The organism is Bacillus sp. SCT118, from assembly GCF_058566435.1.
In genome coordinates this window covers 2,096,365-2,123,154 of sequence record NZ_CP191225.1, presented here as the reverse complement: position 1 = coordinate 2,123,154, position 26,790 = coordinate 2,096,365, and the positions used below count along the sequence as shown (strand labels likewise).

The window sequence follows — 26,790 nt, the reverse complement described above, 5'->3', positions numbered from 1 at the left end:
TTTTTAAAAGCCAGCTTGCAAGGAATGTTTTTATTCGTAGGAAAATAATAGAGAAGGGGTCGACAGAGTAACATCTGGCTATGACAATATTCTTCTCGAAAAAACTTCCTAATTCGTCATATTGTGATATAATAAAACTCGTTATGTTAAAAAATCTAACATCAAAATCGAATTCGTGTTGAATTGATGAAAACGGGAGGTAAATATGGAGTCTTTTTTCAATAGTTTAATTAATATTCCAAGTGATTTCATCTGGAATTACCTATTTTATATTTTAATAGGGCTTGGATTATTTTTTACCATACGTTTTGGTTTTATCCAATTCCGTTATTTTATTGAAATGTTCAGAATAGTAGGGGAGAAGCCGGAAGGAAATAAAGGTGTTTCATCTATGCAGGCATTCTTTATTTCGGCCGCATCCCGAGTCGGCACAGGGAATTTGACTGGTGTAGCCTTAGCAATTGCGACAGGCGGACCAGGCGCTGTATTTTGGATGTGGGTAGTGGCTGCAGTAGGCATGGCTTCAAGCTTTGTCGAAAGTACATTAGCGCAGCTTTATAAGGTAAGAGACGGGGAGGATTTCCGCGGAGGGCCGGCCTACTATATTCAAAAGGGTCTTGGTGCCAGATGGCTTGGTATCGTTTTTGCAATCTTAATTACCGTCTCATTCGGCTTGATTTTTAACGCTGTTCAAACAAATACAATTGCTGGAGCATTGGATGGCGCATTCCATGTGAATAAAATAGTTGTAGCCATAGTTCTGGCGGTTTTAACTGCGTTTATCATTTTCGGCGGTTTAAAACGTGTTGTCGCTGTTTCACAGCTAATTGTGCCGGTTATGGCAGGCATTTATATCCTTATCGCTTTATTTGTTGTCATCACGAATATTACAGCTTTCCCTGGCGTTATCGCTACAATTGTTAAAAATGCTTTAGGTTTTGAACAAGTCGTCGGCGGCGGAATAGGCGGCATCATCGTTATCGGTGCGCAGCGCGGACTTTTTTCAAACGAAGCAGGAATGGGGAGCGCACCAAACGCGGCTGCGACGGCTCATGTATCCCATCCGGCAAAGCAAGGCTTTATTCAAACATTAGGCGTATTTTTCGATACATTTATTATATGTACGTCCACAGCATTTATTATTTTGCTGTACAGTGTAACTCCAAAAGGCGACGGCATCCAAGTAACACAGGCTGCTCTTAACCATCACATTGGAGGCTGGGCGCCGACTTTCATCGCAGTCGCAATGTTCTTGTTTGCATTCAGTTCAGTTGTCGGCAACTATTATTATGGCGAGACAAACATTGAATTTATTAAAACAAGCAAAACATGGCTGAACATTTACCGTATCGCTGTAATTGCTATGGTTGTGTATGGATCTTTATCAGGCTTCCAAATCGTTTGGGATATGGCGGACCTCTTTATGGGTATCATGGCGCTGATCAACTTAATTGTGATTACGCTGCTGTCAAACGTTGCTTACAAAGTGTATAAAGATTACGCGAAACAGCGTAAGCAAGGACTTGATCCTGTGTTTAAAGCGAAAAACATCCCTGGGCTGAAAAACGCTGAAACATGGGAAGATGAGAAACAAGAAGCATAATATAAATATAAAACAAAGCTGCATTCAATAGTTGAATGCAGCTTTTTCATTATTGGAAATAAATTTAATTTTTCGACTCGAATGAAAAATGACGTGTAAAGTCCCTATTCAGTCCAGTTTTCTTTGTTCTATATGTGTCATGTGTGTCTTATTCAATGGAGATAGAGCAAATTGACAGGCTTTTAAACCTCCCAAAAACAAGAAATTAGGTTGATAGACAATCATGAGAAAGATTTTTACAATGAGTTCGTGCTCATAAGAAGTGAAGAGCCAAAATGATGCGAAGGAGGAAAAGATCAGATATGAAACGGTCAATCTCTATTTTTATTACGTGTTTATTGATTACGTTATTGACAATGGGCGGCATGATGGCTTCGCCGGCATCAGCAGCAGGGACAAAAACGCCAGTAGCCAAGAATGGCCAGCTTAGCATAAAAGGTACACAGCTCGTTAACCGAGACGGTAAAGCGGTACAGCTGAAGGGGATCAGTTCACACGGATTGCAATGGTATGGAGAATATGTCAATAAAGACAGCTTAAAATGGCTGAGGGACGATTGGGGTATCACCGTTTTCCGTGCAGCGATGTATACGGCAGATGGCGGTTATATTGACAACCCGTCCGTGAAAAATAAAGTAAAAGAAGCGGTTGAAGCGGCAAAAGAGCTTGGGATATATGTCATCATTGACTGGCATATTTTAAATGACGGTAATCCAAACCAAAATAAAGAGAAGGCAAAAGAATTCTTCAAGGAAATGTCAAGTCTTTACGGAAACACGCCAAACGTCATTTATGAAATTGCAAACGAACCAAACGGTGATGTGAACTGGAAGCGTGATATTAAACCGTATGCGGAAGAAGTGATTTCCGTTATCCGCAAAAATGATCCAGACAACATCATCATTGTCGGAACCGGTACATGGAGCCAGGATGTGAATGATGCTGCCGATGACCAGCTAAAAGATGCAAACGTTATGTACGCACTTCATTTTTATGCCGGCACACACGGCCAATTTTTACGGGATAAAGCAAACTATGCACTCAGCAAAGGAGCACCTATTTTTGTGACAGAATGGGGAACAAGCGACGCGTCTGGAAATGGCGGTGTATTCCTTGATCAATCGAGGGAATGGCTGAAATATCTCGACAGCAAGACCATTAGCTGGGTGAACTGGAATCTTTCTGATAAGCAGGAATCATCCTCAGCTTTAAAGCCGGGGGCATCTAAAACAGGCGGCTGGCGGTTGTCAGATTTATCTGCTTCAGGAACATTCGTTAGAGAAAACATTCTCGGCACCAAAGATTCTACGAGGGACATTCCTGAAACGCCAGCAAAAGATAAACCCACACAGGAAAATGGTATTTCTGTACAATACAGAGCTGGGGATGGGAGTATGAACAGCAACCAAATCCGTCCGCAGCTTCAAATAAAAAATAACGGCAATACCACGGTTGATTTAAAAGATGTCAATGCCCGTTACTGGTATAAAGCGAAAAACAAAGGCCAAAACGTTGACTGTGACTACGCGCAGATTGGATGCGGCAATGTGACATACAAGTTTGTGACGTTGCATAAACCAAAGCAAGGTGCAGATACCTATCTGGAACTTGGATTTAAAAACGGAACGTTGGCACCGGGAGCAAGCACAGGGAATATTCAGCTTCGTCTTCACAATGATGACTGGAGCAATTATGCACAAAGCGGCGATTATTCCTTTTTCAAATCAAATACGTTTAAAACAACGAAAAAAATCACATTATATGATCAAGGAAAACTGATTTGGGGAACGGAACCAAATTAGTTAAGCTTTTTTTGGCGGACATCAGTAACGATGTCCGTTTTTATCATCTAATAGGAGGTTTGCGTTGTGGATGAAATACTGAAACAGTATATGGTGCTGTACAAAAAAATGAGTAATATGATAAATGGTCCGGACTATCCAGGTAAGGAAAAAGACATCCAGCATCAAAAAGATCAGATCGAAGTTTACGAAAAACAGCTGCAGCAAGGATTTTCTACAGATTATGACTACGATGTATTTGCTGATTCTGTTATCAAATGCGCATACGGCGATATGACGCTGGAAGATTTAGAAGCCGTTTATTATGGATTGACAACACCATTTTTTTGATTTGTCATTCAGCAGTAAAATTTCAATTTCTGTCTCACTAACTTAAGTATACTTTGATATTGAGACAGAAATTTATTTATTCCACTTACTTCCTAGAATATATATTATGTAAACTAAAAAGCGGATTCTTTTGATAGTTATTAACTCTTGGCCTTCCACCTATTCTTCCTCTAGCTCTAGCTGATTTAAGCCCAGACAATGTTCGTTCACGAATGGCCCGTTCAAACTCGATTGCTTTACCAGCTGCCGTACTTGTATCTAAAATATCTTGTATACTAATAAATTCGCCACAAATAGACAAGAGCTTGTATCACTTAGATACAAGCTCTTTTTGTACTAAAGCCCTCCTTAATTGAATTAACCGCGTGTTCTTATGTGACGTTGGATTCAACGGCTAACTCTTTGATATGCGTTTATCACAGCCTCTCGGTTATGTCACTTGTTGCTGGTCTTCTTGATCAAGTCCACGCCATCGTATGCAAGACTTTCCACACTTGCAGCCTTCTGCAGTAAGTAATGATCAAAAAAGCTTTTCGTATAGTCTGTAACAAGATTTCGCATTTCCATAGCATCCCGTTCGCCTCTGAGTTCCTCCTTAACATTGGTAAACACGATGTCACAGTAATCTAAATGCGCAGCACGATCAACAGAGAAATAATAGGTTTCCATGCTATTGTTAGCGCCAATTATCGCATTCATATTATAGTTAGGTTCACAAAACAGTAGCAAGAAGGGTTTCTTAAGGTTGCTGCCGAGAAGACCGAACGCACCGCTATCCAAGCCAATCCCGCAGGCGAACCGTTCGTCGTCCCGGCAAACTATCGCCGTCGTAGGCCCTCCATAAGAATGTCCGACTATGCCCATGCCGATGTCAAGCAACAATCTGCCCTTAAAGATGGAATTCAGCTCTCCAGAGTCCAGTTTGTAAAGATAATCGGCTACATACCTTACATCTTCTGCCTGTAATTCGCTATACTCTGTTAACTTGGCAAGTATCGGCAGTGTAAGCACGTTTTGACACATCTCAATGGCCGTTTCATCATCAGGACGCAGCTCCATCCTACCAGCCAACTCCACCATCTCCGGATCTTCAGAAAACGCCATAATGGCATCCGAAAAATCCTTTGATACATTAAACAGGCGCCCATCTTTACGCTTATACATCGTGCTATTCTGATGGCCGATGCTTACCACTACATATCCCATGCTTGCCAAGTCTGTACAGATCACAGTACCCCATTCTGGAGAACCTCCTCCGCCGCAAACATAGAATAATACCGGATAGCGCTTTTCCTTCCCGGAGAGAGCAAGGTCGTCGTAACACTGGGTCTTGATATCGATAGAGTAAGCATCCTTCAACGCTGTGAGAAGCGGCTGCTCATTCAACATCTCGTAGACTTCAGGAAACATGTACGTTGATATAGTCTTACCTTCGCTACTGTCGGACGGATAGTACACAAACACCGTCAGTTCTCTTTTTGAGTGATCTGATGCCGTATACTCAAAGTCCATCTGGGTTCGACCGACAGTATAGCAGCCAATTGGTTCTGGAAATGCGTCATAAGTTTTCATTTTCTTGCTCCCCCTTAATTAATAAAAGTGGCGAATGTGAAGTATATACATTGCGCTATGAGCGCTAAAAATTTCAAAAAAATTTATAATCTTCAAGCAGAAAATGACGAAAAAAAGCGATTTTCTGATCGGAAAATCGCTTTTTTCAGACTTCGACTTTTTTATTTCCGTGCAGGTTTATTTGATGCACCCTTGGCGGTTATGACTACGGCGTTTAGATCCGTATCCGCTCCAATGCGGTACCGCTTGCCTTGGTGTCCTTAACGATTTACAACAAATGTTGTCACGCTTTGAGCTGGAAGATGGGCCCAAAAATGATTTCCCGATACAGTGAGATTCGTTCCAGGTTGTAGATTGCTGCTGCTGCTCGTGATCCATCTAGATACGTTTGAAGCAGATCCATTCTGCAAAACAAAGTTTTGGTTGACTCCTGTGTTGCTTTTATTGATGGCAACAATAACGACCTTGTTGTCACCTTTATAGGCTGACACGTAAACGTTCGCATTAGGGTTTTTCGTTGCATCAATCCTTACATAGCCGGGACGCACAAACTTTGAGAAATGAGCCATATTGTAGCCGCGTTTGCTGATCGTACCATCTTCTTTCATAGGTCCATATGATCTTCGGATGTACCACCATACATAAGCTTGAAAGTCCCCCTCTACCATCGCATTGTGAATATGTTGTGAAACATCCAATGCCTCGGGCCATCGATCCGCTGAGTTGTTATCACTGTTCGGATAGTATACTTCCGTCATCCAAAGATCCTTCCCCGCTCCTTTTTGTTTGAAAAGAGGATAAGGGAATTGGCTGACCTGAGTGCCGTACAGGTGGGTTCCGAGAATATCCATATTGGCAAGAGCCTGCGAATCGTTCAAAATCGGGTCCGACAAGTTCTTCAAGTATTGAAATGACTCAGGCGCAATGACGCGGGCATTGATCGAGCCGGCGTTTTCTCTCATAAAGCGAAGTATTTCTTGCGGCGTCCACCACGTCCACTCGTGAGCGTAATCAGGCTCGTTTTGTACCGAAATCGCGTAAAGATTCACACCATTATTCTTCATGAAGGTAACAAAATCGTTAAGATGCTGTGCGTATGCTGCGTACTTGTTGTATTTCAGCCGTTTAGCCGATGTGTCACCATTACGATTAAAGGTCTCAACCATATCACTTGGAGGATTCCAAGGAGAAGCAAAAACGATTGCTCCATGTTTGACCGCACTCTTTGCAGTCTCCACCTCTTTATACCAATTATTTCGATTTTCATCTACATGAATTCTTAAGATTGAAAATCCTAACTGGTTCTGTCCATTGCCAAAAGCAGTTTCTCTTTGAGCTGCTGTAAGATCCCCAGCCCAAGCCGGATGATTCATCCCTCCAAAACCGCGAATCACTTGTTTCTCTGCAGATACATTAACTGTTACATCACTTGCTGCCAAAACTTCAGTAGCGCCTGGCCCTAACATGACTGACAGCATAGTGAAACATACTAATAGTACACAAATTGTTTTTTTTATGCGTGGAATCATTTATTTCTCTCCTTCGTCATGTGTCTTTTACGGTATTAAAAAATCTGCATGGCATATCCATAATGGCGGGCTGTTCCGGACTTCACCCGCCTCGTTTTTAAGCGGTCCCATTACGAGTACTATCTTTGCGTAAACTGCCAGTAATCAAAATTAAACAAGTTTCCTGTACCTGTTCCGGCAAATACAAAGAATACTTTGTGCACGCCGGTTGCCCCGCTTATCGCAGTTTCTATTTCTCTCCACGTTTGCGCTCCACCTGTGGAAGGTACATTTAGGGTTCCTACAAGTTGACCGTCTGCACTGTCGAGGCGCACTTCTATTTTCCCGCCTATAGTGGATGCTACATTTGCTTTAAACGTTCTGGCGCCGCCCGCCCCGAAGTCTGCATTTCCTACAGCAATCCAGTCTCCATTTTGAATGCTTGTTACATGCTGATTATTTACTGGCCCGCCGGGTGCTGTCGATTTCTCTGTCAAAATGCGTCCATTCCAGGCAAACGTTTCAGCTTCTACCCGGTTATAAGGATTCAAATTGGAAAGCTGTGTTACACCTGCATAATTTGCTGCTACCTCTTGGATGGATCCATCTGGGTTATGCACCAGCTTATTAATATGGGGAGAACGGTATCCTTTGCCGGCCCCGAACAGAGCGGAACTGACAGTTTGCGCATGGTACACCACATACCACTCGTTTTTAAAATTGAAAACAGCATGATGGTTGTTTCCGCCGCCTCCGAAAAATGCACCCGGATTTTTCAGGAAATGCCCTCTATATGTAAAGGGACCCATGGGATTTGAACTGGTCATGTAGCCGATCTCACCCGGGGGTTTATCGGCCGGGTGCGTGCCGCCGAAATTGATGCAATAGGAGTAATAATATGTTCCGTTATACTTGTGCAATCCCGAATCTTCAAACATGAAAGGCGCATCAATTGTAGATGCACTTCCCTCAACACTCGTCATATCAGGCCCTAATTTTATGACCCTTGCCGTTTTAGGATTGGCCCATTGTGCCTGCGTTGGATTTGAACCGCCAGGAACGCCTCCCCCGGCATACAGGTAACCGGTGCCGTCATCATCTACAAATACTGCCGGATCAAAAAGCCATACAACACCAGACATTCCTGGCGTACTTGGCGTTACGAGCGGTTTTCCGATTGGGTCGGTCCATGGACCAATCGGGCTGTCTGCGGTGAGAACCCCGATACCTCCGCCGCTGTTTGCGAAATAAAGGAAGAATTTATCCTTGCCATTAATTTTTTTAACTGCGATTGACGGTGCCCATGACGCACCTGCCCATTTTGCAATTCCGCGGCCTCCATTAGCTCCATTGGCACCTGCTACCGGAATGGCTCCGTGGTCTGTCCAGTTCACCATATCCGCTGAAGATATGACGAATACTCTATTCAAATTGGCAAATGAATTATCTTTAATTGTTCCGTTGCTATTATATTCATAGTCATCACTTGACATATAGATATAGACTCTTCCGTTATAGGTCAGCGCAACCGGATCCGCTCCCAAATGATGGTCGATAAGCGGGTTTGAATTCCCTATATGTTTTGCAATTGTAGTACCTGTGGCAGCATACGCAGAATTCCCAGATAAGCAGCTCAATAATAAAACTAGAATCCATAAACATACGCTACACTTTTTCCTCATCACTTCACATCCTCCTTTTTCCTTAAAATGGGGGATTTTCTTTTGGAATTTGATGACAACAGGTCATGAAGATCGCACGCATAAGGTAGCCGGAAGCTGTTTAGCAATGTTCCCAGTTCTTGTTCTGAAAGCTCATCTTCATGTGTCTCCATTCTTCGAGGAGATCGCACCACTCCTTCAAAATTGTTCGAAAAAATTTCCCCATTCCTAGCGACCATTGTCCAGAAAATAAAAAGACAGGATTGTTCATGGCCTCCCACTAATCACATTGAACGGAGATTACATCATTATCCAAGATATCCCTTTATCTAACATCCTACATCATTAAAAAAATTGTGTATAGAAACTTTTGGAGGAGTTAGTTTTTCGATTCTACAAAGGAACTGGATACATTTATTCATTGATAAGATGGGGCTAACACTCCGTTTATATTTGTATGTTTTCAGACACAAAAAAACGACCGTTCAATGCGGCTGTTTTTTTTCAAGACTATAAGAACTATTGAGCGGTATACCCGCTTTTTCATGTTTTGTTCATATTTTATTAATTGTTTATTCAACACTGTCCGCTATAGTAATCCATATCAACAAATATGACTGCCACTCGCATCTTTTATGAAGGGAGGTTCGTTACGCTGAAAGAAAAAATAAAGACATTAGGCCGTTTTTGCACCGTAGGCGTCGGCAATACGCTGATAGATTTTGGTGTCTTCTTTCTTCTTACCGCTTGTCATGTCTCTTATCTGCCGGCGCAGATCTGCTCCTATACTGCAGGTATCGTCAACAGCTATGTGTGGAACCGGAATTGGACGTTTTGTGTGAAACGTAAGGCTGACGGGAAAGAGATCGTGCGTTTTCTCATGATTAATATTGCCGCGTCAGGGATCACCTTTTTGCTGCTTTATTTGTTTCAAAACTGCGGCTGTTCGCTATTGGTAAGCAAGCTCGCCGCCACTATCGGCGGAATGATGATGAATTTTATCGGAAACCGAATCTGGGTATTTGGAGATTCAATGAAAAACATACAGGATCAGGAGTGAGGATGCATGAGAAAAAAAGTGAGAAAAGCGGTTATTCCCGCAGCGGGTTTAGGAACGAGATTTCTGCCGGCAACAAAGGCGCAGCCTAAAGAAATGCTCCCAATCGTCGACAAACCGGCAATCCAATATATTGTAGAAGAGGCCGCAGAGTCAGGAATTGAAGATATACTGATTATTACAGGGAGAAACAAACGCTCGATTGAAGATCATTTTGATCGGTCGGCGGAATTGGAATTCAATCTCCGGGAAAAAGGCAAGACGGAGACACTTAAGGAAATGCAGCAGATTGCCGATTTGGCCAACATACATTACATCCGCCAGAAAGAACCGCTCGGATTAGGCCATGCGGTGCTGTGTGCGGAGCATTTTATCGGAGATGAGCCTTTTGCCGTTCTCTTAGGTGATGATATTATGGTGTCTGAAACACCGGCTCTTCGGCAATTAATGGATGTATATGCCGTTTATGGCACAGAGGTTGTCGGTGTACAGTCAGTTCTCCCTGAGGATGTCAGCAAATATGGTATTATAAATACATCAGGGTCTCAAGGGCATGTATACGAAGTGAACGATTTAGTGGAAAAGCCTTCTCCTGAAGAAGCACCTTCGGAAATCGCAGTAATGGGACGTTATGTGCTGAATTCTTCGATCTTCTCCGTTTTGAAGACAATTGGCAGAGGCGCGGGCAACGAAATTCAGCTGACAGATGCGCTTCGTGAGGTTTGCCGTAAGGAGCCGATCCACGCCCGGCTGCTGGAAGGAAATCGATATGACATTGGCGATAAGCTAGGCTGTTTTAAAGCGAGCACCGAAATCGGCTTAATGCGTTCCGAAATGAGATCTCAGCTTTTGGCCTATTTAGAAGATGTGATCAAACGGGAATCGAAAGAAATGCTGCGGTAAAAAAATTGTAACCATCTTGCTCGTCAATCAGTCATATAATAGTGAAAAAGATTAGGACAGGTTGTGAAGAATGTGGGCAGTTTGATAAGCGAAATTTTAACATGGCTGACAAACATGGGATATGCGGGTATTGCGATTGGGTTAATGATTGAAATCATTCCGAGTGAGATTGTATTAGCTTATGGCGGCTATATGGTATCGGAAGGCACGATTGGATTTATTGGCGCAATTATTGCGGGTGTTATCGGGGGCACCATTGCCCAGATCTTTATTTACTGGATCGGCCGCTATGGCGGCAGGCCATTTCTGGACAAATACGGGAAGTATTTATTGATTAAAAAGCATCATATCGACATGTCGGAGAACTGGTTTCAGAAATACGGCGCCGGAGTTGTCTTCTCGGCTCGTTTTATACCGGTTGTCAGACATGCCATATCCATTCCGGCAGGTATTGCCAGAATGCCTTTTCTCAAATTTGTGGTACTGACTGTGCTTGCTATCATTCCATGGTCTATTCTGTTTGTTTATTTAGGCATACAGCTAGGAAGCCAGTGGGATGATGTTGAGAATATAGCGGGCACTTATACAACACCGATTATGATATTGGCTGTTGTCGTGATAGCCCTTTATTTTGTGATTAAGAAACGTACAGCCATATTTAAACGATAGCTAGCGGATATGCATAGGGTGACTGACGCTCCCCTATGCATATTTTTTTACTTGCGATGTTGATTTGCCAGCTTCAGATTCTCCGCTAAAAATGCGACAAACACTTCATCCCGCACGAGCGATGCGGCATAATTTCTCTTAATAAACCATTCTGCCTCTTCAAACGCTGCGAATGTTTCGTCTTGGGTTTCTCCGTTAATTTGAATATTCCATTCGTTGTCTAAAGGGAAAAGAAAAAATCTCATTTGTGCGCGATTTTCATATAATGATCCATTCGCAGATCCCTTTAGATTATAGATGTTACGGAAGGCATCCGGCCGTACAGGGTCAATACGGAAAGCTTCAGCTACAAACAACTCGTATACTTCATCGGTTATTGAACAGCCGGACGCTTTTGCATGCCCTCCGCCGCCATATCGGCCGGCGATTTCTGACACATCGATATAATCATGAATGGTGCGGAGACTGACTCGTTTTGACCCCATGCTCAAAATCGCAATGTAATCGAGGTGCGGGTTATCTTTCCCTAGCCTGTTCCCCAGCTCTGAATGGTACGATTCAGCGTGAACGATGCCTACACAGTGCTCATGAACAAAGGTTTGTACCATTTCCCTTTTCTTTCTGCGGAGGTAGCGCTCGATTTTTTCGTCTTCTAAATCAAGCAGTTTTTCTTCAAAATCATCGAAGAAAAATTCGTCATGCGTGGAAAGGCGCTGGATCATTTTTGCTTCAAATTCATCGATTGACAGCAAAAAGAAAAGATCATTAAGCCGCTTCGCCTGTTTTTGATCGTACCGCTCCCACTCCCATGTATCGTATTGGCGGACGAGCTCTGTGAATTGATCTAAGGCATTTGTCGGTTTCATGAAGCCATTTTCAACGAGATAGCCATATAACAGCGATGTCGCGGATGTGAGCCTTCCATCATCGTATTCCACCTGGACAAATCCCCATTCATGCTCATTCAAATGAAGGGCTGTTTTATGATGGTCTATGAGCTTCACTTTGCCCCCTGTATGAACGTACTCATTCAATCTCTCTTCGTTTTCTTCATTGACGGCGAGATCGGTGATGAATAACGTGTCCTGTCTGTTGCTCTCCTTCGCTTTTTCTAAAAAGTACTGCACCTGTGCGTTTAAGCCGTTGACAGAGTTATACCGGACCTCTACGTCTTTTCCGAATGCCAATTTTGCTACGATTCCGCACCCTACTCCGTCCAAGTCGTTATGTGAATATAAATGATACATAATGTAGGCCCCTTTTTATGATAAACTGACAATTGCCGCTAGAGGTGCGGCAGCCTTTATTTACTATTCTAAAAAACCAAGCGTTTTATGCAAAGGTAATTAGTTGACATAATGTTGTTATTGTAAATATATAAAGGAGCGCTATTTTTGCGCTCCTAAGTTCTTGCTTTTACACCGGATAAACCGGATGTTTTCGATTGGTAAATGTCATTTCTTTTGTCATGTATGCCTTGAGCCGTTTGGCCAGCTCATCACGCAGCGAATTGGCTGGGATAACAGCATCAATGATCATTTCTGAAGCCAGACGGTAGATATTGATGTCCTCTTTGTATTCCTCCCGTTTGCTGCTGATAAATGCGGCTCTCTCTTCTTCTGGCAGCTCGGCGATTTTTTTAGCGTAGACAGCGTTTACAGCTGCCTCAGGGCCCATGACGGCGATTTGGGCGGTTGGGAGCGCTAGACAGCAATCCGGTTCAAATGCCGGCCCTGCCATTGCATACAACCCCGCCCCGTAAGCTTTTCGGACAATGACAGAGAGTTTTGGAACAGTTGCCTCCGACATCGCAGAAATCATTTTCGCTCCGTGTCTGATAATCCCAGCCTGTTCTACTTTTGTGCCAATCATAAAACCGGGGATATCCGCTAAGAACAGCAATGGGATATGAAAAGCGTCACATAAGGTAATAAACTTAGCCGCTTTGTCTGCTGAATCGTGGAATAAGACGCCTCCTTTTACCTTCGGCTGGTTTGCAACAATGCCGACAGGCTGTCCGTGGATTCGTGCGAGGCCCGTCAATAATTCCGGTGCAAATAAGGCTTTGATCTCAAAAAATGAGTCTTCATCTATGACCCGCTCAATCAGCTCATGCATATCAAAAGGTGCGTTTTGATTTTGCGGAATGACGTCGGCAAGCGGAGTGTCGAAGTGTTTTGGCGGGCATTTCTCATGAATGGGCGCTTTTTCTTGAAAATTTGCCGGAAAGTAAGACAAATAAGCCCGCGCCAGCTGTATGGCTTCTTCTTCAGTTTCTGCAAGAATATCTCCGCAGCCGGAGATTGAGCAATGCATACGGGCGCCACCCATTTCTTCGAGAGACACTTTTTCGCCAATAACCATTTCCGCCATCCTTGGCGAGCCTAAATACATGGAGGCGTTACCGTCTATCATAACGACGATATCACAGAAGGCCGGAATATAAGCGCCACCTGCTGCAGATGGTCCGAAAAGCAGACAGATTTGCGGAATGCGTCCTGATAATTTGACTTGATTGTAAAAAATTCTTCCTGCACCGCGTCTCCCTGGAAAGACATTGATTTGGTCGGTAATTCGGGCGCCTGCCGAATCGACTAAATAAATGAGCGGACAGTTTAATTTTTCGGCGGTTTCTTGAATTCTGATGATTTTTTCAACTGTTTTTGCTCCCCATGACCCCGCTTTCACTGTTGAATCATTCGCCATGACGCAAACGGTTTGGCCGCCGATTTTGCCGATAGCGGTTACAACTCCATCAGCGGGAAGCCCGTCTGACATACATTCCGCAAAAAAAGCGTCTTCTAGCTCAATGTCATCGTCAAAGAGAAGGGAAAGCCGCTCTCTGACAAAGAGCTTGCCTTTTTCCCGATTGCTTTGATGATACTTTTCCGCTCCGCCTTTTCGAATCCGTTCAGCCCGTTCTGTTCGTTCCTTTTCATAATCCATGAGCATTGCCTCCCTTTTATATTCCCTTGTATACGGCCCGTCTTTTTTCTTGAAAGGCCTGAAGCCCTTCTCTCCTGTCTTTTGTCGGGATGGTTTGTTCATACGCTTTGTGTTCAATCGCAAGGCCTGTAGCGAGATCTGTCTCCAATCCTTTATTGATTGCAAATTTAGCCTGACGGACAGCGACCGGCCCGTTGGCAGAAATGGCTGCGGCCAGTTCCTCTGCTTTTGGCATAAGGTCACAAGGAGCCGTGACATGCTCTACAAGGCCGATTTCTTTTGCTTCGTGTGCGGTCACGCGTCTGCCTGTATAAATTAATTCTTTTGCTTTTCCTCTGCCAATCAGCCGGGGCAGCCTTTGGGTCCCTCCAGCGCCAGGGATAATAGCTAACCCTGTTTCCGGAAGTCCCAGCACAGCTGATTCAGCTGCGATTCGAAGGTCGCATGCCAATGCCAATTCTAGTCCGCCGCCTAATGCGCTTCCATTTATCGCAGCTATGACCGGCTGCGGCAAGGCATCAAGTAAAGCCGTCGTTCTTTGAATGAGAGATACACTTTCCAGAACCTGATCTTCTTTCAGTTTTATCCGTTCCTTCAGGTCTGCCCCTGCACAAAACGCTTTTTCACCGGTGCCTGTGAGGATGACGCAGCGGATGTTTGAGTTGAATTCAATTTCCTGAAGAATCATTTGCAGGTTTCTAAGCATTTCCGCTGAAAGAGCATTTGCTGCCTGAGGCCTGTTTAAGGTGATCAACGCAATATGTTCATTTTTAACAGTAAAAAGAATAGAGTCTCCCATTGTATGCGTCCTCCCTTTTATCAAGATGATTTAAACACCTGTAAATTTCTGCTCGGCAGCGGTTTGCCCATTTTTTCTTCAATCCATTTGGCCGCAGATAGCAGTTTTTCGAGCTTTACATTTGTTTTGATATCCATCTGTTCAAGCATGTACACGATATCCTCAGTTGCGGCGTTTCCTGATGAACCTGGCGCATATGGGCATCCCCCAAGCCCGCCTGCCGAGCCGTCGAACACCGTGATGCCCATTTGGAGTGCTGTGACCATGTTGGCCAGAGCTGTTCCTCTCGTATCATGAAAATGCAGGGCAATTTGATTAGCCGGGAATCGTGCCAAAAGAGCTTCAAGTACAGTTTCCACTTGGGCGGGATTAGCCGCTCCAATCGTATCTCCAAGCGACAGTTCAGAAATTCCAAATTCAAATAGAGCTTCTGAAAGGCGAATGACTTGTTCAATGGGGACATCTTTTTCGTACGGACAGCCGAAAACAGTCGAGAGGTAGGCTCTTGTTGTGAGGTTTGCTTTTTGTGCGTCGTTGTTTACCTGTTTGAGTATATGAAGGGATTCAGAAGTGGATTTATTGATGTTTTTTCTGTTGTGCGTCTCGCTGGCGGACATAAAAACGCAAGCCTCGTTAATGCCTCCTTCAAGCGCATTCTCCAGTCCTCTTTGATTCGGGACAAGTGCCGCGTACGTTACCCCTTTTTCACGGTTGATGCCTTTTGCTACGTCGATAGCATCTCGAAGCGCCGGAATCCATTTCGGGTGAACGAAGGATGTGATTTCAATATACGACAGCCCTGTCCGGGAAAGCTGGTTGATCCAGGTTATTTTATCCTCTGTTGCGATCCATACGGGCTCGTTTTGTAAGCCGTCACGCGGGCCGACTTCTTTGATTGTCACTTTTTTAGGATATGACATGGTCTTCCTCCAAATTATTGAGTGGAATCGCTCAGTTCGAGCAGTACGTCTCCTTCATTTACAAAGTCGCCTTCATTTTTTTTGACTTCTTTTACGATTCCGCTTCTATCTGCAACGATCGGGATTTCCATTTTCATCGATTCCAAAATGGCTACCTCCTGGCCCTTTTCGATTTGGTCGCCGGCTTTGACGTGGACTTTCCACAGGTTTCCTGCCATTTGTATGCTAACCGTCATGACAACTGCCTCCTTTATAGGTGTTGTTTCAAAAAGTCAGTCGTGACATCCCCTTCTTTAAATGCCTTTGTTGCCGCAGCCTGTATGAGAAGCGGAAGATTTGTTTTGATTCCCTCTACACGATAGTCGCGAAGCGCTGTCTCTAGTTTTTCAATTGCTTCTGTTCTGGTTTGGCCTTTGACAATCATCTTAGCGATCATCGGGTCATAAAAAGGGGTAACGGTGCTGTCTTTTGCTACCGCACATTCGTGTCTGACTCCTTTTTGGTCAGGAAGTGAAAACGCAGTGATCGTACCTGGTGACGGAAAGAAGGTCTTGGGATCTTCCGCGTATATTCGAACCTCTATCGCATGCCCGTTCCGTTGGATGTCTTTTTGGGAGAATGTGAGTGTATGGCCCGCAGCAATCCGCAGCTGCTGCTCCACTAAGTCCAGGCCTGTTATTTCTTCAGTCACGGGGTGTTCAACTTGCAGTCTCGTATTCATTTCGAGGAAATAAAAATTTTGCTTCTGGTCAACTATAAATTCGATGGTGCCTGCGTTCGTATAGCCGATTGCCTTCGCTGCTTTTACCGCTGTTTGCCCGATCTTCATTCTTAGTTCATCGTCTACAAATGGAGACGGTGCTTCTTCAATGACTTTTTGGTGGCGCCTCTGAACAGAGCAATCACGTTCAAACAGATGTACTGTATGGCCGTGTTGATCGGCCAAAAGCTGAACCTCGATGTGACGCGCATGTTCAATAACTTTTTCTATATACATCGACCCGTCACCGAAAAAATCTGCTGCGCGCTTTTTGTTTCCCTCGTACGCTTTTTTTAATGCTTCTTCATTTTCAACACGCTGCATTCCGATGCCGCCTCCGCCCGCTGAAGCTTTCAGCATGACAGGATAGCCGATTTGACTTGCGGTGCGGCAGGCTGCCTCTATATCTCCGAGGGATTCAGAAACGCCCGGCACCACAGGGACACCTGCAGCCTCCATTGCTTTTCGCGCTTCAATTTTGCTGCCCATCTTTGCGATGATATCAGGGGAAGGTCCGATAAACACGATGTTTTCTTGCTTGCAGCGTTCAGCGAATCGGCTGTTTTCTGATAACAATCCATATCCAGGGTGGATCGCGTCGGCATTTGCTTTTTTCGCCGTGTTTATGATTCTCTCTATATTTAAATAACTTTCACTGACTCTCGATTCCCCGATCAAATAAGCCTCTGTAGCGGCTTTTGTATGGGGCGCGTCCTTGTCTGCTTCTGAATAAACCGCGACCGTTTTAATGCCGAGACGGCTGCATGTTCGGATAATTCTCATTGCAATTTCTCCGCGGTTGGCGATCAGTACTTTTGTAAACATGATTTCACCTCATTGACTTGATGATAGGTTGAACATTTCAATCGTTTTTTCTCGCAGTTTATATTTTTGAATTTTGCCTGAGGCCGTCATCGGATAGTCATCCGTAAAAATAACATAACGCGGAATTTTGTGGCGGGCGATTTTCCCTTTGCAATAGGCTTTAAGCTCATCAGGTGAAACGCTTTTACCGTCTTTCAGTTTAATCCAGGCTGCAGCTTCCTCCCCGAATTTGGCGTCAGGCACACCAACGACCTGTACATCTAAAACAGCGGGATGCCGGTATAAAAATTCTTCAATTTCCCGCGGATAAATGTTCTCGCCGCCTCTGATGAGCATATCTTTTAATCTTCCAGTGATGCGGCAGTACCCGTCTTCATCCATGACAGCAAGATCTCCGGTAAACAGCCATCCGTCATGATTGATTGCTTTTCTGGTCGCTTCTTTGTCTTTATAATAGCCTTTCATGACGTGATAGCCGCGGGTGCACAGTTCTCCCTGCGCGCCTCTTTGAACTTCTTGACATGTCCCGGGTTCTACAATTTTCACTTCAGTATGTGGCAGGGCGCGGCCGGTTGTTTCGACTCTTCTTATGAAGGAATCATTTGCTCTCGTTTGTGTAATGACTGGCGAGGCTTCGGTTTGTCCATAGGCGATCGTAATGTCTTTCATGCCCACCCTTTCAATCACAGCTTTCATCACTTCACTTGGACAAGGAGAGCCGGCCATGATTCCTGTTCGGAGCGTCGATAGATCATATGCATCAAAATCCGGATGATGCAGCTCGGCGATAAACATGGTAGGCACACCATGGAGGGCTGTGCATTTCTCTTTTTCTACCGTTTTAAGGACGGTAACAGGATCAAATTCTTGCACGGGTATCATGGCTGCCCCGACGGATACACATGCCAAAACCCCAAGCACGCATCCAAAGCAGTGAAAAAACGGAACCGGGATGCACATGCGGTCTTGAGAAGTTAAAACCATACATTCAGCGATATTGGCAGCGTTATTGATGACATTAAAATGGGTCAGCATCACGCCTTTTGGAAACCCTGTCGTTCCTGATGTGTATTGCATATTAATCACATCGTCTTTATCCAGGCTGTTCATTCTCTCTTCAAGCTCAGCATCTGTCACTGTTTTCGCCAATATCTCTGTATCGTCCCAATGATACATGCCAGGCAACCGTTTATTGCCAATATAGATCAGCGTTTTTAAAAAGGGATAGCGTTCTGATTTCAGTTGGCCGGGCTTTGCTTCTTGCAGTTCTGGAATTAAACTGCTCACGATGTCTGGATAAGAAGTGCCCCTGTATGAATCCATGATAATAAGCGCGGAGGCATCCGATTGCTTTAACAAGTAGTCCAGCTCGTGTGCTTGATAATTGGTATTGACGGTCACGAGCACGGCTCCGATCTTCGCAGTTGCGAACTGGACGGCAAGCCATTCAGGGATATTAGAAGCCCATATGGCGACGTGGTCTCCTTTTCCAATCCCAATTCGCATGAGCCCTTTAGCGGTTTGACGGCACAGACTGTCAAATTCGGCGTACGTATAGCGGATATTTCGGTCTGGATACACAACAGCGTCTCGATCGGGATACGTATCAGCTGTTTGTTCCAGCAGCCTGCCGATTGTGGAATGGATGAGTTCAGCCATTCATTGCTCCTCCTTTCTTAATGATCGGAAAGCGTTTACATTTTTTATTTTAAAAGCTGTCTGGCGATCACGAGACGCTGAATTTCAGATGTGCCTTCACCGATTTCCATTAATTTTGCGTCCCGCAGCATCCGTTCCACCCCATACTCTTTCATATAGCCTGAACCTCCATGGATTTGAATGGCTTGATTGCAAGCTCTTGTCGCCATTTCAGATGCGAATAGCTTGGCGTACGCCGCTTCTTTGGTGAACGGGTGGTTATGGTCTTTCAGCCAGGCGGCTTTTAACACCATTTGCCGTGCCAGATCAATTTCCATCGCCATGTCAGCAAGCTTAAATTGAATCGCTTGAAAGGAAGAAATCGGCTGTCCAAACTGCTTTCGTTCTTTCGCATATGCCAATGATGCGTCAAGGGCCGCTTGGGCAATGCCGACTGCAAGAGCAGCGATGGAGATTCGCCCTCCGTCCAGCGTATATAGAAACTGTTTAAACCCTTTTGTTGGATCGCCAAGTAAGTTGGCCGCAGGCACTCTTACATCCTCAAGCAAAATTTCCGCTGTATTCGAACCGCGGACGCCCATTTTATCGTACGGGCTCGTAATCGTAAGTCCTGGTGTGTCAGTTGGCACGATTAATGCGGAGATGATGTTTTTTCCGTCTTTGTTTTTGCCTGTTACGGCGGTTACAATAACTGTGCGTGCGTAGCTTGCATTAGTGATCCAGCACTTTTCGCCGTTGATTACATACTCGTCACCATTTGAAATCGCTTTTGTTTGAGTGCCTCCTGCATCTGAGCCGGCATTTGGTTCCGTCAGGCCGAATGATCCGAGTGCTGTGCCTGAAGCCAGCGGCGTCAAATGCATCCGTTTTTGTTCTTCTGTTCCGAAGTAGTAAAGAGGGCTTGCGCCTAGCGAGACCGCTGCAGCATAGCTTAATCCAGTACTGCCGCAGGCTTTGCCGACTTCTTCAACCGCTAAGGCATATGAAATCGTATCACCGCCAGATCCGCCGTATTCTTCTGGAAATGGAATACCCATCAGACCGAGTTCACCCATTTTTTCAAATGTTTGCATCGGGAACTCGCCTGTTTGATCTACATGTTCAGCGTGAGGAGCAATTTCTTTTTTCGCAAAATCTTTTACCATTTCACGCACCATTTGTTGTTCTTTTGTCAGCTCAAAATTCACATCGTTTCCTCCTTCACATCTTTGTAACATCCTATTAGGCGAGTTCTATAATCATTCCCTGACAAGAAAAGTCTGAAAATTAAAACTGAATCCGTAGGCGCATACCATCCATATCGCAAACACAATAACTTGGCCCTTTGATAAAGCCGGGAGGATGAGGGGATGATTCCAAAGGGAAATCGTATCCATCAATAAACCGACCGCTGATCCCCATATACCTAGCTTGATCACCGCGAACTGTGATTGATCGAGTTTTTGATAGAGAAAGAACACAAGGCATAAAACAAGAGCGGTGCCCGCTCCCAAGAGAAGAAAGTTCGGCAAAAAGGCTTCTTCAGCCGGATCAGTCAACACAGCATCTCCGAACAGCACAAAAAATAATGTGGCAACTAACCAGACTAGAAATGAAAACGTAAAACACGTCCTGTACGTGTTTCTCTTCGAATTTACTTAGTACTAGCTTCTCAGATTCCAATAATGGAAAATGTCCAAACACCGCCTACAGCGGTTTACCATCGTTTCCTGTCTCCAAAATCACTTTTTAAAAAAAGACGACTTAGAAAGCCGTCTTTCTCATTTCTTATTTTGTTGTTCGTTTGGAAGCCTTGCTTTCGTTATGAAGCCGGTCTGCTGAAGTGACATAATACGTATATTTCTTGTTAGGATCTGCCGTGTTATCTAAGAAGGTTTGCTGCTCATGTGTTTTTCTTTGTGTTGCCAGCAATGTTTTCTGCTTTTTCCCTTCGGCTCTGTATATCGCATAATAGGCTGTTTCTTTCGTTTTTTGATTTGATGGGTGATCTTTAATCTGCAGAAGATTGCCGTTTTTGTCTTCGGTGACTTTCGTAAGCTTCGGTTTTTTTGGGGCGGTATTGTCAAGCCAAGGCATTTGCGGAACCAGTGCCGGCTTGCTGTAAAGATCGGTGCTGAGCCTGTCTTTGATGCCAAGCGGATTTTTGTTGAGGTCCTTGAGGCTGAAATGCATGCTTCCTTTCACCAGTTCAAGCTGGCGGTTCAAAGTGATTTGCCGCACATATTCCTCAGGGTCAGACCAAGGCGGATCAAAATTGTTATTGATTTTATATGCTGCCTGGCCAATATATAAGTGAACAGGCCTATTTTTGACTTCATTGCTCCACCAATCAGCCAGCACGTCGTAAGCCGCTGCGTTAAAGCCGATACTCCAATAAATTTGCGGAGCAATATAATCGATGTCGCCTTCTTGGATCCAATGTCTTGTGTCTGCATATAGATCGTCATAATTTCTGACGCCTGCTTTTGTATTCGATCCGGTCGGGTCATCTGCGGCGTTTCTCCATACTCCAAAGGGACTGATGCCGAATTTGACATACGGTTTTGCAGCTTTAATTGTTTGGTTGATTTGTTTGACAAGCTGGTTCACATTGTCCCGCCGCCAGTCATCGATATTAGAAAAAGCGTCTTTTCCGTATTGATCGTACTGTGCTTGATCAGGAAATTCCTGTCCTGCTATTTTATAAGGGTAAAAATAATCATCCATATGAACAGCATCGATATCATAATGTTTTACGACTTCTTCAATGCCTTTGACGATAAAATCTCTCGCTTCTGGAATGCCTGGATGATAATACAGCTGGTTTCCATAGGCGGCAACCCAATCTGGATGTTTTCTTGCCGGGTGATCCTCAGACAATTTATTAAGATCTGTATGATTCATTGTAATACGGTAAGGATTAAACCACGCGTGAAATTCCAAATTTCGTTTATGGGTTTCTTCAATCATAAATGCAAGAGGATCATAGCCCGGGTCCTTCCCTTGGACACCGGTTAAGTATTCCGACCAAGGCCCGTAGGCTGACGGATAAAAGGCATCAGCCGTCGGTTTAATCTGAACGATAACGGCATTCATTCCCATTTTTTGCACATCGTTCAGCAGTTTGATATACTCCTGTTTTTGCTCTTTCACAGATAACCCTTTTTTGGACGGCCAATCAATATTTAATACGGAAGCAATCCATACGGCTCTCAGCTCCCTGTCAGACTGCGCATTGGCCATAAACGGAACGGAAATGACAAACGTTCCGATGATCAAGCTGACAAGGAAACGGACAATCGACTTTTGGCAAACCTTCATTCTGTTTCTTCTCCCCCATTACATCACTTTCACTATTCGCTATTACGGTATTCCCGGGCTATAAAAGGGTGATTAACAGAATGTCTATCTCACTAAATAAACGAAAAAAGTCCTAAAGCATGTTGTGAACCGCTTTTAGGACTTTTTATCATTAATCATGGTTTGCAGACTTTTTAACACGTCAATAAGTTTTACGCCGACACCGACAGCCGTTTCAAGGATCGCTTGTGCTCCGGCAATGGCTAAAATAAATATCACCGGTATTGCAATACGAGGCGAAAAAAGATAGCCGAGTCCGATCAAGATGGCACACCAAACACCGGCACACCAGTAGCAATTGAGCATGTATCCAAAGTTAGAAGCCGGCACGCTTTTTTCATCTACATGCCCGTTTTGATCAACAATCCTTTTCTTTTTCATAAAAGGTTTTCGGATAAATTCTGTGATTTTATCAAATACAATCAAATGTGTCAGCCTGTAACTGGCTAGAATCAGCATGATAAACGTAAGAAAAGATAGATGATCCATGACAAGCCTCCAAGAAAAAGGATGATGTTATCATTCCCTAGTGTCATCGATCCATTCTTTGATACAAAAAGAAGCGGACAGAGAATGCCTCTGTCCGCGAATCCGCTCTATTGTTTGTGCGGGATTGCTTTATTTGAAGTGATCTTTTCTAAAATGTCGAGGATGATGTCAGCATTCTTTTCAGCATATGTTCCTTCCAGCATGTCTTTATGAGCGCCAAAACCCGAGTACTCACTATAGTTTCCACAGGCGCCTTCCCATTTCGTTAAGCCTGTATTCTCGCTGGTTTCGGGGTGGATTCCAGCTTCGATGAAATGAATGCTTGCTTTGATGTGCCCTTCATTCAGCAATTGTGCCCAATATGCCTGATAGTTTCTTTTTTTCTTCATCACCTTTTCTCTGACTGCTTCAGGCAGATATGCTGCAGATTCGTCATTACCGGTATCGATAGGCAAAGACTGTTCCTTTAGATAAGCGTCCACAATAATGAAGTCGCTGACTTCCAATCCTTTGCGCTCCATAGCCTGTGCCACTTCAAAAGCCAGGTTTCCGCCTGCAGAGTAGCCTAATAAAACGTATGGGCCCTCAGGCTGTATGTCCGTCATGCAATTAACATATTGTTCAATGCGGGTGTCTTGTTCAATAAAGTGAAACCCGTATACGGCTGCCTTCTCATTCAGCAATAAAGCAAGGTCTTTAAAATAAATGCCAAATCCTGATATCGGCGGGAAGCAGAAAAGTTTTTGCGCGCCGTGCTGGTTCAGTTTGATCACATGCTGTTCATCTGCCGCTCTCAGCTGTTTAGAATAAAGTTTTTCGGCAAGCTGAGCGATTGTCGGATGTTCGAACAAGAAATCAATCGGTATGTCAATGTTCTGCTGATGTTTTAGTGTATGTATGACTTGCAGTGCTTTTAGTGAATGTCCGCCAATAGCAAAGAAGTCATCATCAATACTGATTGTGTTAACACCGAGGACTTGCTTCCAAATGTTCGCCAATTCTTCTTCAACCAAGTTTCTTGGCAATATGATGTTCTGTCGTTTGGCAGGCTTATTTTCTGGAATAGGCAGCGCGCTGCGGTCTATTTTTCCGTTTCCGGTAAGCGGCATCCGCTCCACACGCACCCAGTGCTGCGGGATCATATAGTCTGGAAGCACACGCGCCAAATCGGCGCGAAAATCCGTATCTGTTTTTTTGTGATCACCGACGTAATGAGTGTACAGCTGCGCCTCTCCATCTTTTTCTCTCAATGTCACTGCTGCTTCCTGCACGCCTTCCATTTCTAACAGGCGCGCTTCTATTTCGGCAGGCTCAATTCGTTTTCCGCGGATTTTCATTTGCCTGTCAATTCTGCTGATGTATTCTAAGTTTCCATCAGGCAGCCAGCGCGCCAAATCACCGGTACGGTATATTCTTTCTCCAGACAAGAAAGGATGAGGAGAAAAAACAGCATTTGTCAGGTCATCTCTGTTCAAATAGCCTTTAGCGACCCCATCACCGCCAACACAAAGCTCGCCGGGAACGCCTATTGGCAAAAGACGTCCTTTTGTATCTAAGATGTAAGCGGTGCTATTGCTGATTGGTTTTCCAATCGGAATCGGCCCCGCATAGTCTCTCTTCATTTCAAAAAAGGTTGAAAAAGTCGTGTTTTCCGTAGGCCCGTAAATATTATGAAGCGCGAGATCTGGACAGGCGTGTCTGACGGCATTCATCAGGGCAGGAGAGAGTGCTTCTCCTCCGACATATAACGTATGGAGTCCGCGAAACATGTCAGCTCGTACCTGTGCCAGCTGATTAAAAAGAGCTGTAGTTAAAAATAGCACTGTGATGTCATTTTCAAGCAAATACGCCCCAAACCGATCAGGTGTCAGCATTGTCGATTTATCAATGATATGAAGGCTTGCGCCATTTAAAAGTGACCCGAACATTTCAAAGGTGACGGCGTCAAAGCTGATAGATCCAGTAAGAATAAACCGGTCATCACCGGACGCAGACGTGTAATTGCTGTTTCTGACAAGGGACACGACATTGCGATTCGTAATCATGACCCCTTTCGGCCGGCCTGTTGATCCTGAGGTATACATGATGTATGCAAGATCGTCCGGGCTGGAGGTGATATTGATTGGGATATCGTTCTCTTCTGACAATGCCTGCGCATCTGAAATGATACATGTCCCTGAGAACACAGCATTTTGCTCCAGCCCCTTTTGAACAATCAACATTTTTGCTTGCGTTTCCTCAAGCATAAAGCTGACTCGTTCAGGAGGAAGCTCCGCATCAAGCGGGAGGTATGCTCCCCCTGCTTTTAAAACGGCAAGCACACTGATCATGAATTCGGGAGAATGTGCAGCCAATATTCCGGCTGTCTCGTTTTGCCGAAATCCCTTTTGAATTAACTCTCTGGCGAGCGCATTAGAGCGTTTATCAAGCTCTTTATACGAAATAGACATATTGCCATACACAAGTGCGGTATGGTCTGGCGTCTTTTCTGCTTGTTCGCGAAATAAATCGATAATTGTATGATTCTTTGGATACTCCGTTTTTGTATTGTTGAACTGTGTGACAATCTGCACTTTTTCTGTTGCATCAAGAAAAGAAAAATCAGCAATTGGCATATGAGGGTGCTGTGCCGCTGTGCTAAGCGCTTGCGTAAATTGCCTCTTGATACAGCTGATCCAGGCAGCATCGTAAACGAACGCATTATAGCTGAACTTGACGACAAGCTCTTCGCCGGGAGCAACGACAAGATTAAAGTTATATCCTGATTGCTCGGATACTTGAACTTGATCGATTTGCAGCGGTGAATCGGTTTGATCAGCGGAATCGGCGATTTTCTGCTGTAACGGATAGTTTTCAAAGACGATAATGTGATCAATCAGTTCCTGTTTTAATGCGGTGTTTGCCTGAATATCAAATAAAGGCTGGCAGGTAAACGGCTCAGCTTCCAGCATTTCTTTCTGGCATCGTATGAGCAGTCCTTGAAACGTTTCGTCTTGATGTGTTTTAATTCGAATCGGTATGGTATTGATAAACAACCCTATCATTTGCTCCACGCCCGGGATTTCTGACGGTCTTCCTGATACAACTGCGCCAAACACAACGTCGTCTGTGCGGTTATATTGCTGCAGCATCACACCCCAGACCGTTTGAATAAGGGTAGCGAGCGTGACGCCATGTTGTTTGGCAGCCTCTTTCAGCTTGTCTGTCAGTGGTTTATTTAATGAAAATATCAAATCTTCACGGTGATAACCTTCTTTTGTTTCTTTATCAGACACCCGAGGCAGAGGTGATGGGGTGCTGTAGTTTTTTAAATAGGTATCCCAGTAGGCCGCTGCTTTTTCTTTGTCTCGGTTTGTCAGCCAGGAAATATAGGTGCTGTACGGACGGACAGGGTCTAATGAAAGCGGTTTTCCTGCATGAATCGATTGATAAATTTGCATAAATTCCTGCATAACAATACCTAGGCACCATCCGTCCATTAAAATATGATGGTGACTCCAGATACAGACATGTTCATCTTTAGCTGTTTTGAATAGAGAAATCCGCATCAGCATGTCTTTTTGCAGATCAAAGCCTTTTTGCTTGTCCTTCTCTTTAAAGCGTTCAATATACTCATTCTGGTCGTTTGTTGGCAGATGAGAAATGTCTTCGCTGTACAAATGGAATTCACGTTCTGTCATCACGACTTGCCGAGGTCCCGACAAATGCGGGACGTGCGGCAAAAACACGGTTCTGAAAATATCATGGCGGTCGATAATGGCTTGAATGCTGCGCTGGAACCAGTCATAGCTGAGGCTTCCTTTAATGGTGAAGAGCGACTGCTCAACATACGCCCCCTCCTCTTTACGGAGGAAGGAATGAAACAGCATCCCCTCCTGCATGTGACTCAGAGGATAAATGTTCTTGATTTTTTTAATGTTATCCATAGTGTCTGCACCTTTCTTCACG

The 26,790-nt window shown here is 44.4% G+C and carries 22 protein-coding genes; 6 read left to right on the top strand and 16 right to left on the bottom strand.

Annotated elements, in window-relative coordinates; translation table 11 throughout:
• Positions 1-205: 205 nt before the first annotated feature.
• From ACQVGT_RS10980 to ACQVGT_RS10970, 3 genes are all read left to right on the top strand, one after another.
• Positions 206-1,603, top strand: coding sequence for an alanine/glycine:cation symporter family protein (locus ACQVGT_RS10980; RefSeq protein WP_015383775.1), 1,398 nt, complete (start codon positions 206-208; stop codon positions 1,601-1,603).
• Positions 1,604-1,905: 302 nt separating this feature from the next.
• On the top strand, positions 1,906-3,405 hold the full coding sequence (gene eglS / locus ACQVGT_RS10975) for an endo-1,4-beta-glucanase EglS (protein WP_015383776.1): 1,500 nt from the start codon (positions 1,906-1,908) through the stop codon (positions 3,403-3,405).
• A gap of 66 nt (positions 3,406-3,471) precedes the next feature.
• Positions 3,472-3,735 carry a YnfE family protein gene (locus ACQVGT_RS10970; protein ID WP_003231535.1) on the top strand — a complete coding sequence of 88 codons (264 nt, stop codon included), beginning with the start codon at positions 3,472-3,474 and terminating at the stop codon, positions 3,733-3,735.
• A 435-nt stretch (positions 3,736-4,170) separates the two neighbouring features.
• On the opposite strand, the gene ACQVGT_RS10965 is transcribed toward ACQVGT_RS10970, so the two are convergent.
• The 3 genes from ACQVGT_RS10965 to xynD all read right to left on the bottom strand — a co-directional run bounded on the left by ACQVGT_RS10965 (position 4,171) and on the right by xynD (position 8,497).
• Complete coding sequence (locus ACQVGT_RS10965) at positions 4,171-5,307, bottom strand: alpha/beta hydrolase (protein WP_015383777.1); 1,137 nt, start codon at positions 5,305-5,307, stop codon at positions 4,171-4,173.
• Between the two features lie 260 nt (positions 5,308-5,567).
• Entirely contained in the window at positions 5,568-6,836 is a 1,269-nt protein-coding gene (gene xynC, locus ACQVGT_RS10960; RefSeq protein WP_015483288.1) for a glucuronoarabinoxylan endo-1,4-beta-xylanase XynC, read from the bottom strand.
• 119 nt (positions 6,837-6,955) lie between these two features.
• A complete protein-coding gene (xynD, locus tag ACQVGT_RS10955) occupies positions 6,956-8,497 on the bottom strand; it encodes an alpha-L-arabinofuranosidase (protein ID WP_041517882.1) in 1,542 nt (513 codons plus the stop codon).
• A gap of 592 nt (positions 8,498-9,089) precedes the next feature.
• Between xynD and ACQVGT_RS10950 the strand changes: the two genes are divergently transcribed.
• The 3 genes from ACQVGT_RS10950 (at position 9,090) to uptA (ending at position 11,105) form a co-directional block, all read left to right on the top strand.
• On the top strand, positions 9,090-9,536 hold the full coding sequence (locus ACQVGT_RS10950; RefSeq protein WP_015383780.1) for a GtrA family protein: 447 nt from the start codon (positions 9,090-9,092) through the stop codon (positions 9,534-9,536).
• A 6-nt stretch (positions 9,537-9,542) separates the two neighbouring features.
• Positions 9,543-10,436 carry a UTP--glucose-1-phosphate uridylyltransferase GalU gene (gene galU, locus ACQVGT_RS10945; protein ID WP_015383781.1) on the top strand — a complete coding sequence of 298 codons (894 nt, stop codon included), beginning with the start codon at positions 9,543-9,545 and terminating at the stop codon, positions 10,434-10,436.
• A gap of 72 nt (positions 10,437-10,508) precedes the next feature.
• Positions 10,509-11,105 carry an undecaprenyl phosphate transporter UptA gene (gene uptA / locus ACQVGT_RS10940; RefSeq protein ID WP_003231529.1) on the top strand — a complete coding sequence of 199 codons (597 nt, stop codon included), beginning with the start codon at positions 10,509-10,511 and terminating at the stop codon, positions 11,103-11,105.
• A gap of 47 nt (positions 11,106-11,152) precedes the next feature.
• Here the strand turns inward: uptA and nrnB are convergent, their stop codons facing one another.
• From nrnB to ppsE, 13 genes are all read right to left on the bottom strand, one after another.
• Entirely contained in the window at positions 11,153-12,352 is a 1,200-nt protein-coding gene (gene nrnB / locus ACQVGT_RS10935; RefSeq protein ID WP_015383782.1) for an oligoribonuclease NrnB, read from the bottom strand.
• A gap of 169 nt (positions 12,353-12,521) precedes the next feature.
• Entirely contained in the window at positions 12,522-14,057 is a 1,536-nt protein-coding gene (locus ACQVGT_RS10930; protein WP_080030671.1) for an acyl-CoA carboxylase subunit beta, read from the bottom strand.
• 10 nt (positions 14,058-14,067) lie between these two features.
• On the bottom strand, positions 14,068-14,850 hold the full coding sequence (locus ACQVGT_RS10925) for an enoyl-CoA hydratase (protein ID WP_015383784.1): 783 nt from the start codon (positions 14,848-14,850) through the stop codon (positions 14,068-14,070).
• A 20-nt stretch (positions 14,851-14,870) separates the two neighbouring features.
• Entirely contained in the window at positions 14,871-15,770 is a 900-nt protein-coding gene (gene ldeG, locus ACQVGT_RS10920) for a hydroxymethylglutaryl-CoA lyase (RefSeq protein WP_015383785.1), read from the bottom strand.
• 14 nt (positions 15,771-15,784) lie between these two features.
• Complete coding sequence (locus tag ACQVGT_RS10915; RefSeq protein ID WP_014476962.1) at positions 15,785-16,006, bottom strand: acetyl-CoA carboxylase biotin carboxyl carrier protein subunit; 222 nt, start codon at positions 16,004-16,006, stop codon at positions 15,785-15,787.
• A gap of 14 nt (positions 16,007-16,020) precedes the next feature.
• Entirely contained in the window at positions 16,021-17,355 is a 1,335-nt protein-coding gene (locus ACQVGT_RS10910; protein ID WP_015383787.1) for an acetyl-CoA carboxylase biotin carboxylase subunit, read from the bottom strand.
• 9 nt (positions 17,356-17,364) lie between these two features.
• Positions 17,365-19,014 (bottom strand): AMP-binding protein, encoded by a 1,650-nt coding sequence (locus ACQVGT_RS10905; RefSeq protein WP_015383788.1) that lies wholly within the window; start codon positions 19,012-19,014, stop codon positions 17,365-17,367.
• Between the two features lie 44 nt (positions 19,015-19,058).
• Complete coding sequence (locus ACQVGT_RS10900) at positions 19,059-20,201, bottom strand: acyl-CoA dehydrogenase (protein ID WP_015483292.1); 1,143 nt, start codon at positions 20,199-20,201, stop codon at positions 19,059-19,061.
• A gap of 51 nt (positions 20,202-20,252) precedes the next feature.
• The gene (locus ACQVGT_RS10895) at positions 20,253-20,555 is read right to left on the bottom strand and encodes a DUF5367 family protein (RefSeq protein ID WP_046340239.1); all 303 of its coding nucleotides are present in this window, start codon (positions 20,553-20,555) and stop codon (positions 20,253-20,255) included.
• Positions 20,545-20,697 (bottom strand): hypothetical protein, encoded by a 153-nt coding sequence (locus ACQVGT_RS10890; protein ID WP_144052039.1) that lies wholly within the window; start codon positions 20,695-20,697, stop codon positions 20,545-20,547. Before ACQVGT_RS10890 ends, ACQVGT_RS10895 begins: the two co-directional genes overlap by 11 nt.
• Before the next feature lie 84 nt (positions 20,698-20,781).
• Positions 20,782-22,314, bottom strand: coding sequence for a glycoside hydrolase family 10-like protein (locus ACQVGT_RS10885; protein ID WP_015383791.1), 1,533 nt, complete (start codon positions 22,312-22,314; stop codon positions 20,782-20,784).
• 135 nt (positions 22,315-22,449) lie between these two features.
• Positions 22,450-22,842 (bottom strand): DUF1360 domain-containing protein, encoded by a 393-nt coding sequence (locus ACQVGT_RS10880; RefSeq protein ID WP_015383792.1) that lies wholly within the window; start codon positions 22,840-22,842, stop codon positions 22,450-22,452.
• A gap of 107 nt (positions 22,843-22,949) precedes the next feature.
• Positions 22,950-26,789 carry a plipastatin non-ribosomal peptide synthetase PpsE gene (ppsE, locus tag ACQVGT_RS10875; protein ID WP_080030672.1) on the bottom strand — a complete coding sequence of 1,280 codons (3,840 nt, stop codon included), beginning with the start codon at positions 26,787-26,789 and terminating at the stop codon, positions 22,950-22,952.
• Between the last annotated feature and the right edge of the window lies 1 nt (position 26,790).

Excerpts from the sequence above, each read along its gene's own strand:
- xynC (WP_015483288.1), bottom strand. The coding sequence starts at position 6,836 with ATGATTCCACGCATAAAAAAAACAATTTGTGTACTATTAGTATGTTTC.
- eglS (WP_015383776.1), top strand. The coding sequence starts at position 1,906 with ATGAAACGGTCAATCTCTATTTTTATTACGTGTTTATTGATTACGTTA.
- ACQVGT_RS10950 (WP_015383780.1), top strand. The coding sequence starts at position 9,090 with ATGACTGCCACTCGCATCTTTTATGAAGGGAGGTTCGTTACGCTGAAA.
- ACQVGT_RS10930 (WP_080030671.1), bottom strand. The coding sequence starts at position 14,057 with ATGCTCATGGATTATGAAAAGGAACGAACAGAACGGGCTGAACGGATT.
- nrnB (WP_015383782.1), bottom strand. The coding sequence starts at position 12,352 with ATGTATCATTTATATTCACATAACGACTTGGACGGAGTAGGGTGCGGA.
- ACQVGT_RS10880 (WP_015383792.1), bottom strand. The coding sequence starts at position 22,842 with ATGGATCATCTATCTTTTCTTACGTTTATCATGCTGATTCTAGCCAGT.
- ACQVGT_RS10925 (WP_015383784.1), bottom strand. The coding sequence starts at position 14,850 with ATGGGAGACTCTATTCTTTTTACTGTTAAAAATGAACATATTGCGTTG.
- ACQVGT_RS10885 (WP_015383791.1), bottom strand. The coding sequence starts at position 22,314 with ATGAAGGTTTGCCAAAAGTCGATTGTCCGTTTCCTTGTCAGCTTGATC.
- ACQVGT_RS10905 (WP_015383788.1), bottom strand. The coding sequence starts at position 19,014 with ATGGCTGAACTCATCCATTCCACAATCGGCAGGCTGCTGGAACAAACA.
- ACQVGT_RS10965 (WP_015383777.1), bottom strand. The coding sequence starts at position 5,307 with ATGAAAACTTATGACGCATTTCCAGAACCAATTGGCTGCTATACTGTC.
- galU (WP_015383781.1), top strand. The coding sequence starts at position 9,543 with ATGAGAAAAAAAGTGAGAAAAGCGGTTATTCCCGCAGCGGGTTTAGGA.
- xynD (WP_041517882.1), bottom strand. The coding sequence starts at position 8,497 with ATGAGGAAAAAGTGTAGCGTATGTTTATGGATTCTAGTTTTATTATTG.
- ACQVGT_RS10915 (WP_014476962.1), bottom strand. The coding sequence starts at position 16,006 with ATGACGGTTAGCATACAAATGGCAGGAAACCTGTGGAAAGTCCACGTC.
- ACQVGT_RS10980 (WP_015383775.1), top strand. The coding sequence starts at position 206 with ATGGAGTCTTTTTTCAATAGTTTAATTAATATTCCAAGTGATTTCATC.
- ldeG (WP_015383785.1), bottom strand. The coding sequence starts at position 15,770 with ATGTCATATCCTAAAAAAGTGACAATCAAAGAAGTCGGCCCGCGTGAC.
- ACQVGT_RS10910 (WP_015383787.1), bottom strand. The coding sequence starts at position 17,355 with ATGTTTACAAAAGTACTGATCGCCAACCGCGGAGAAATTGCAATGAGA.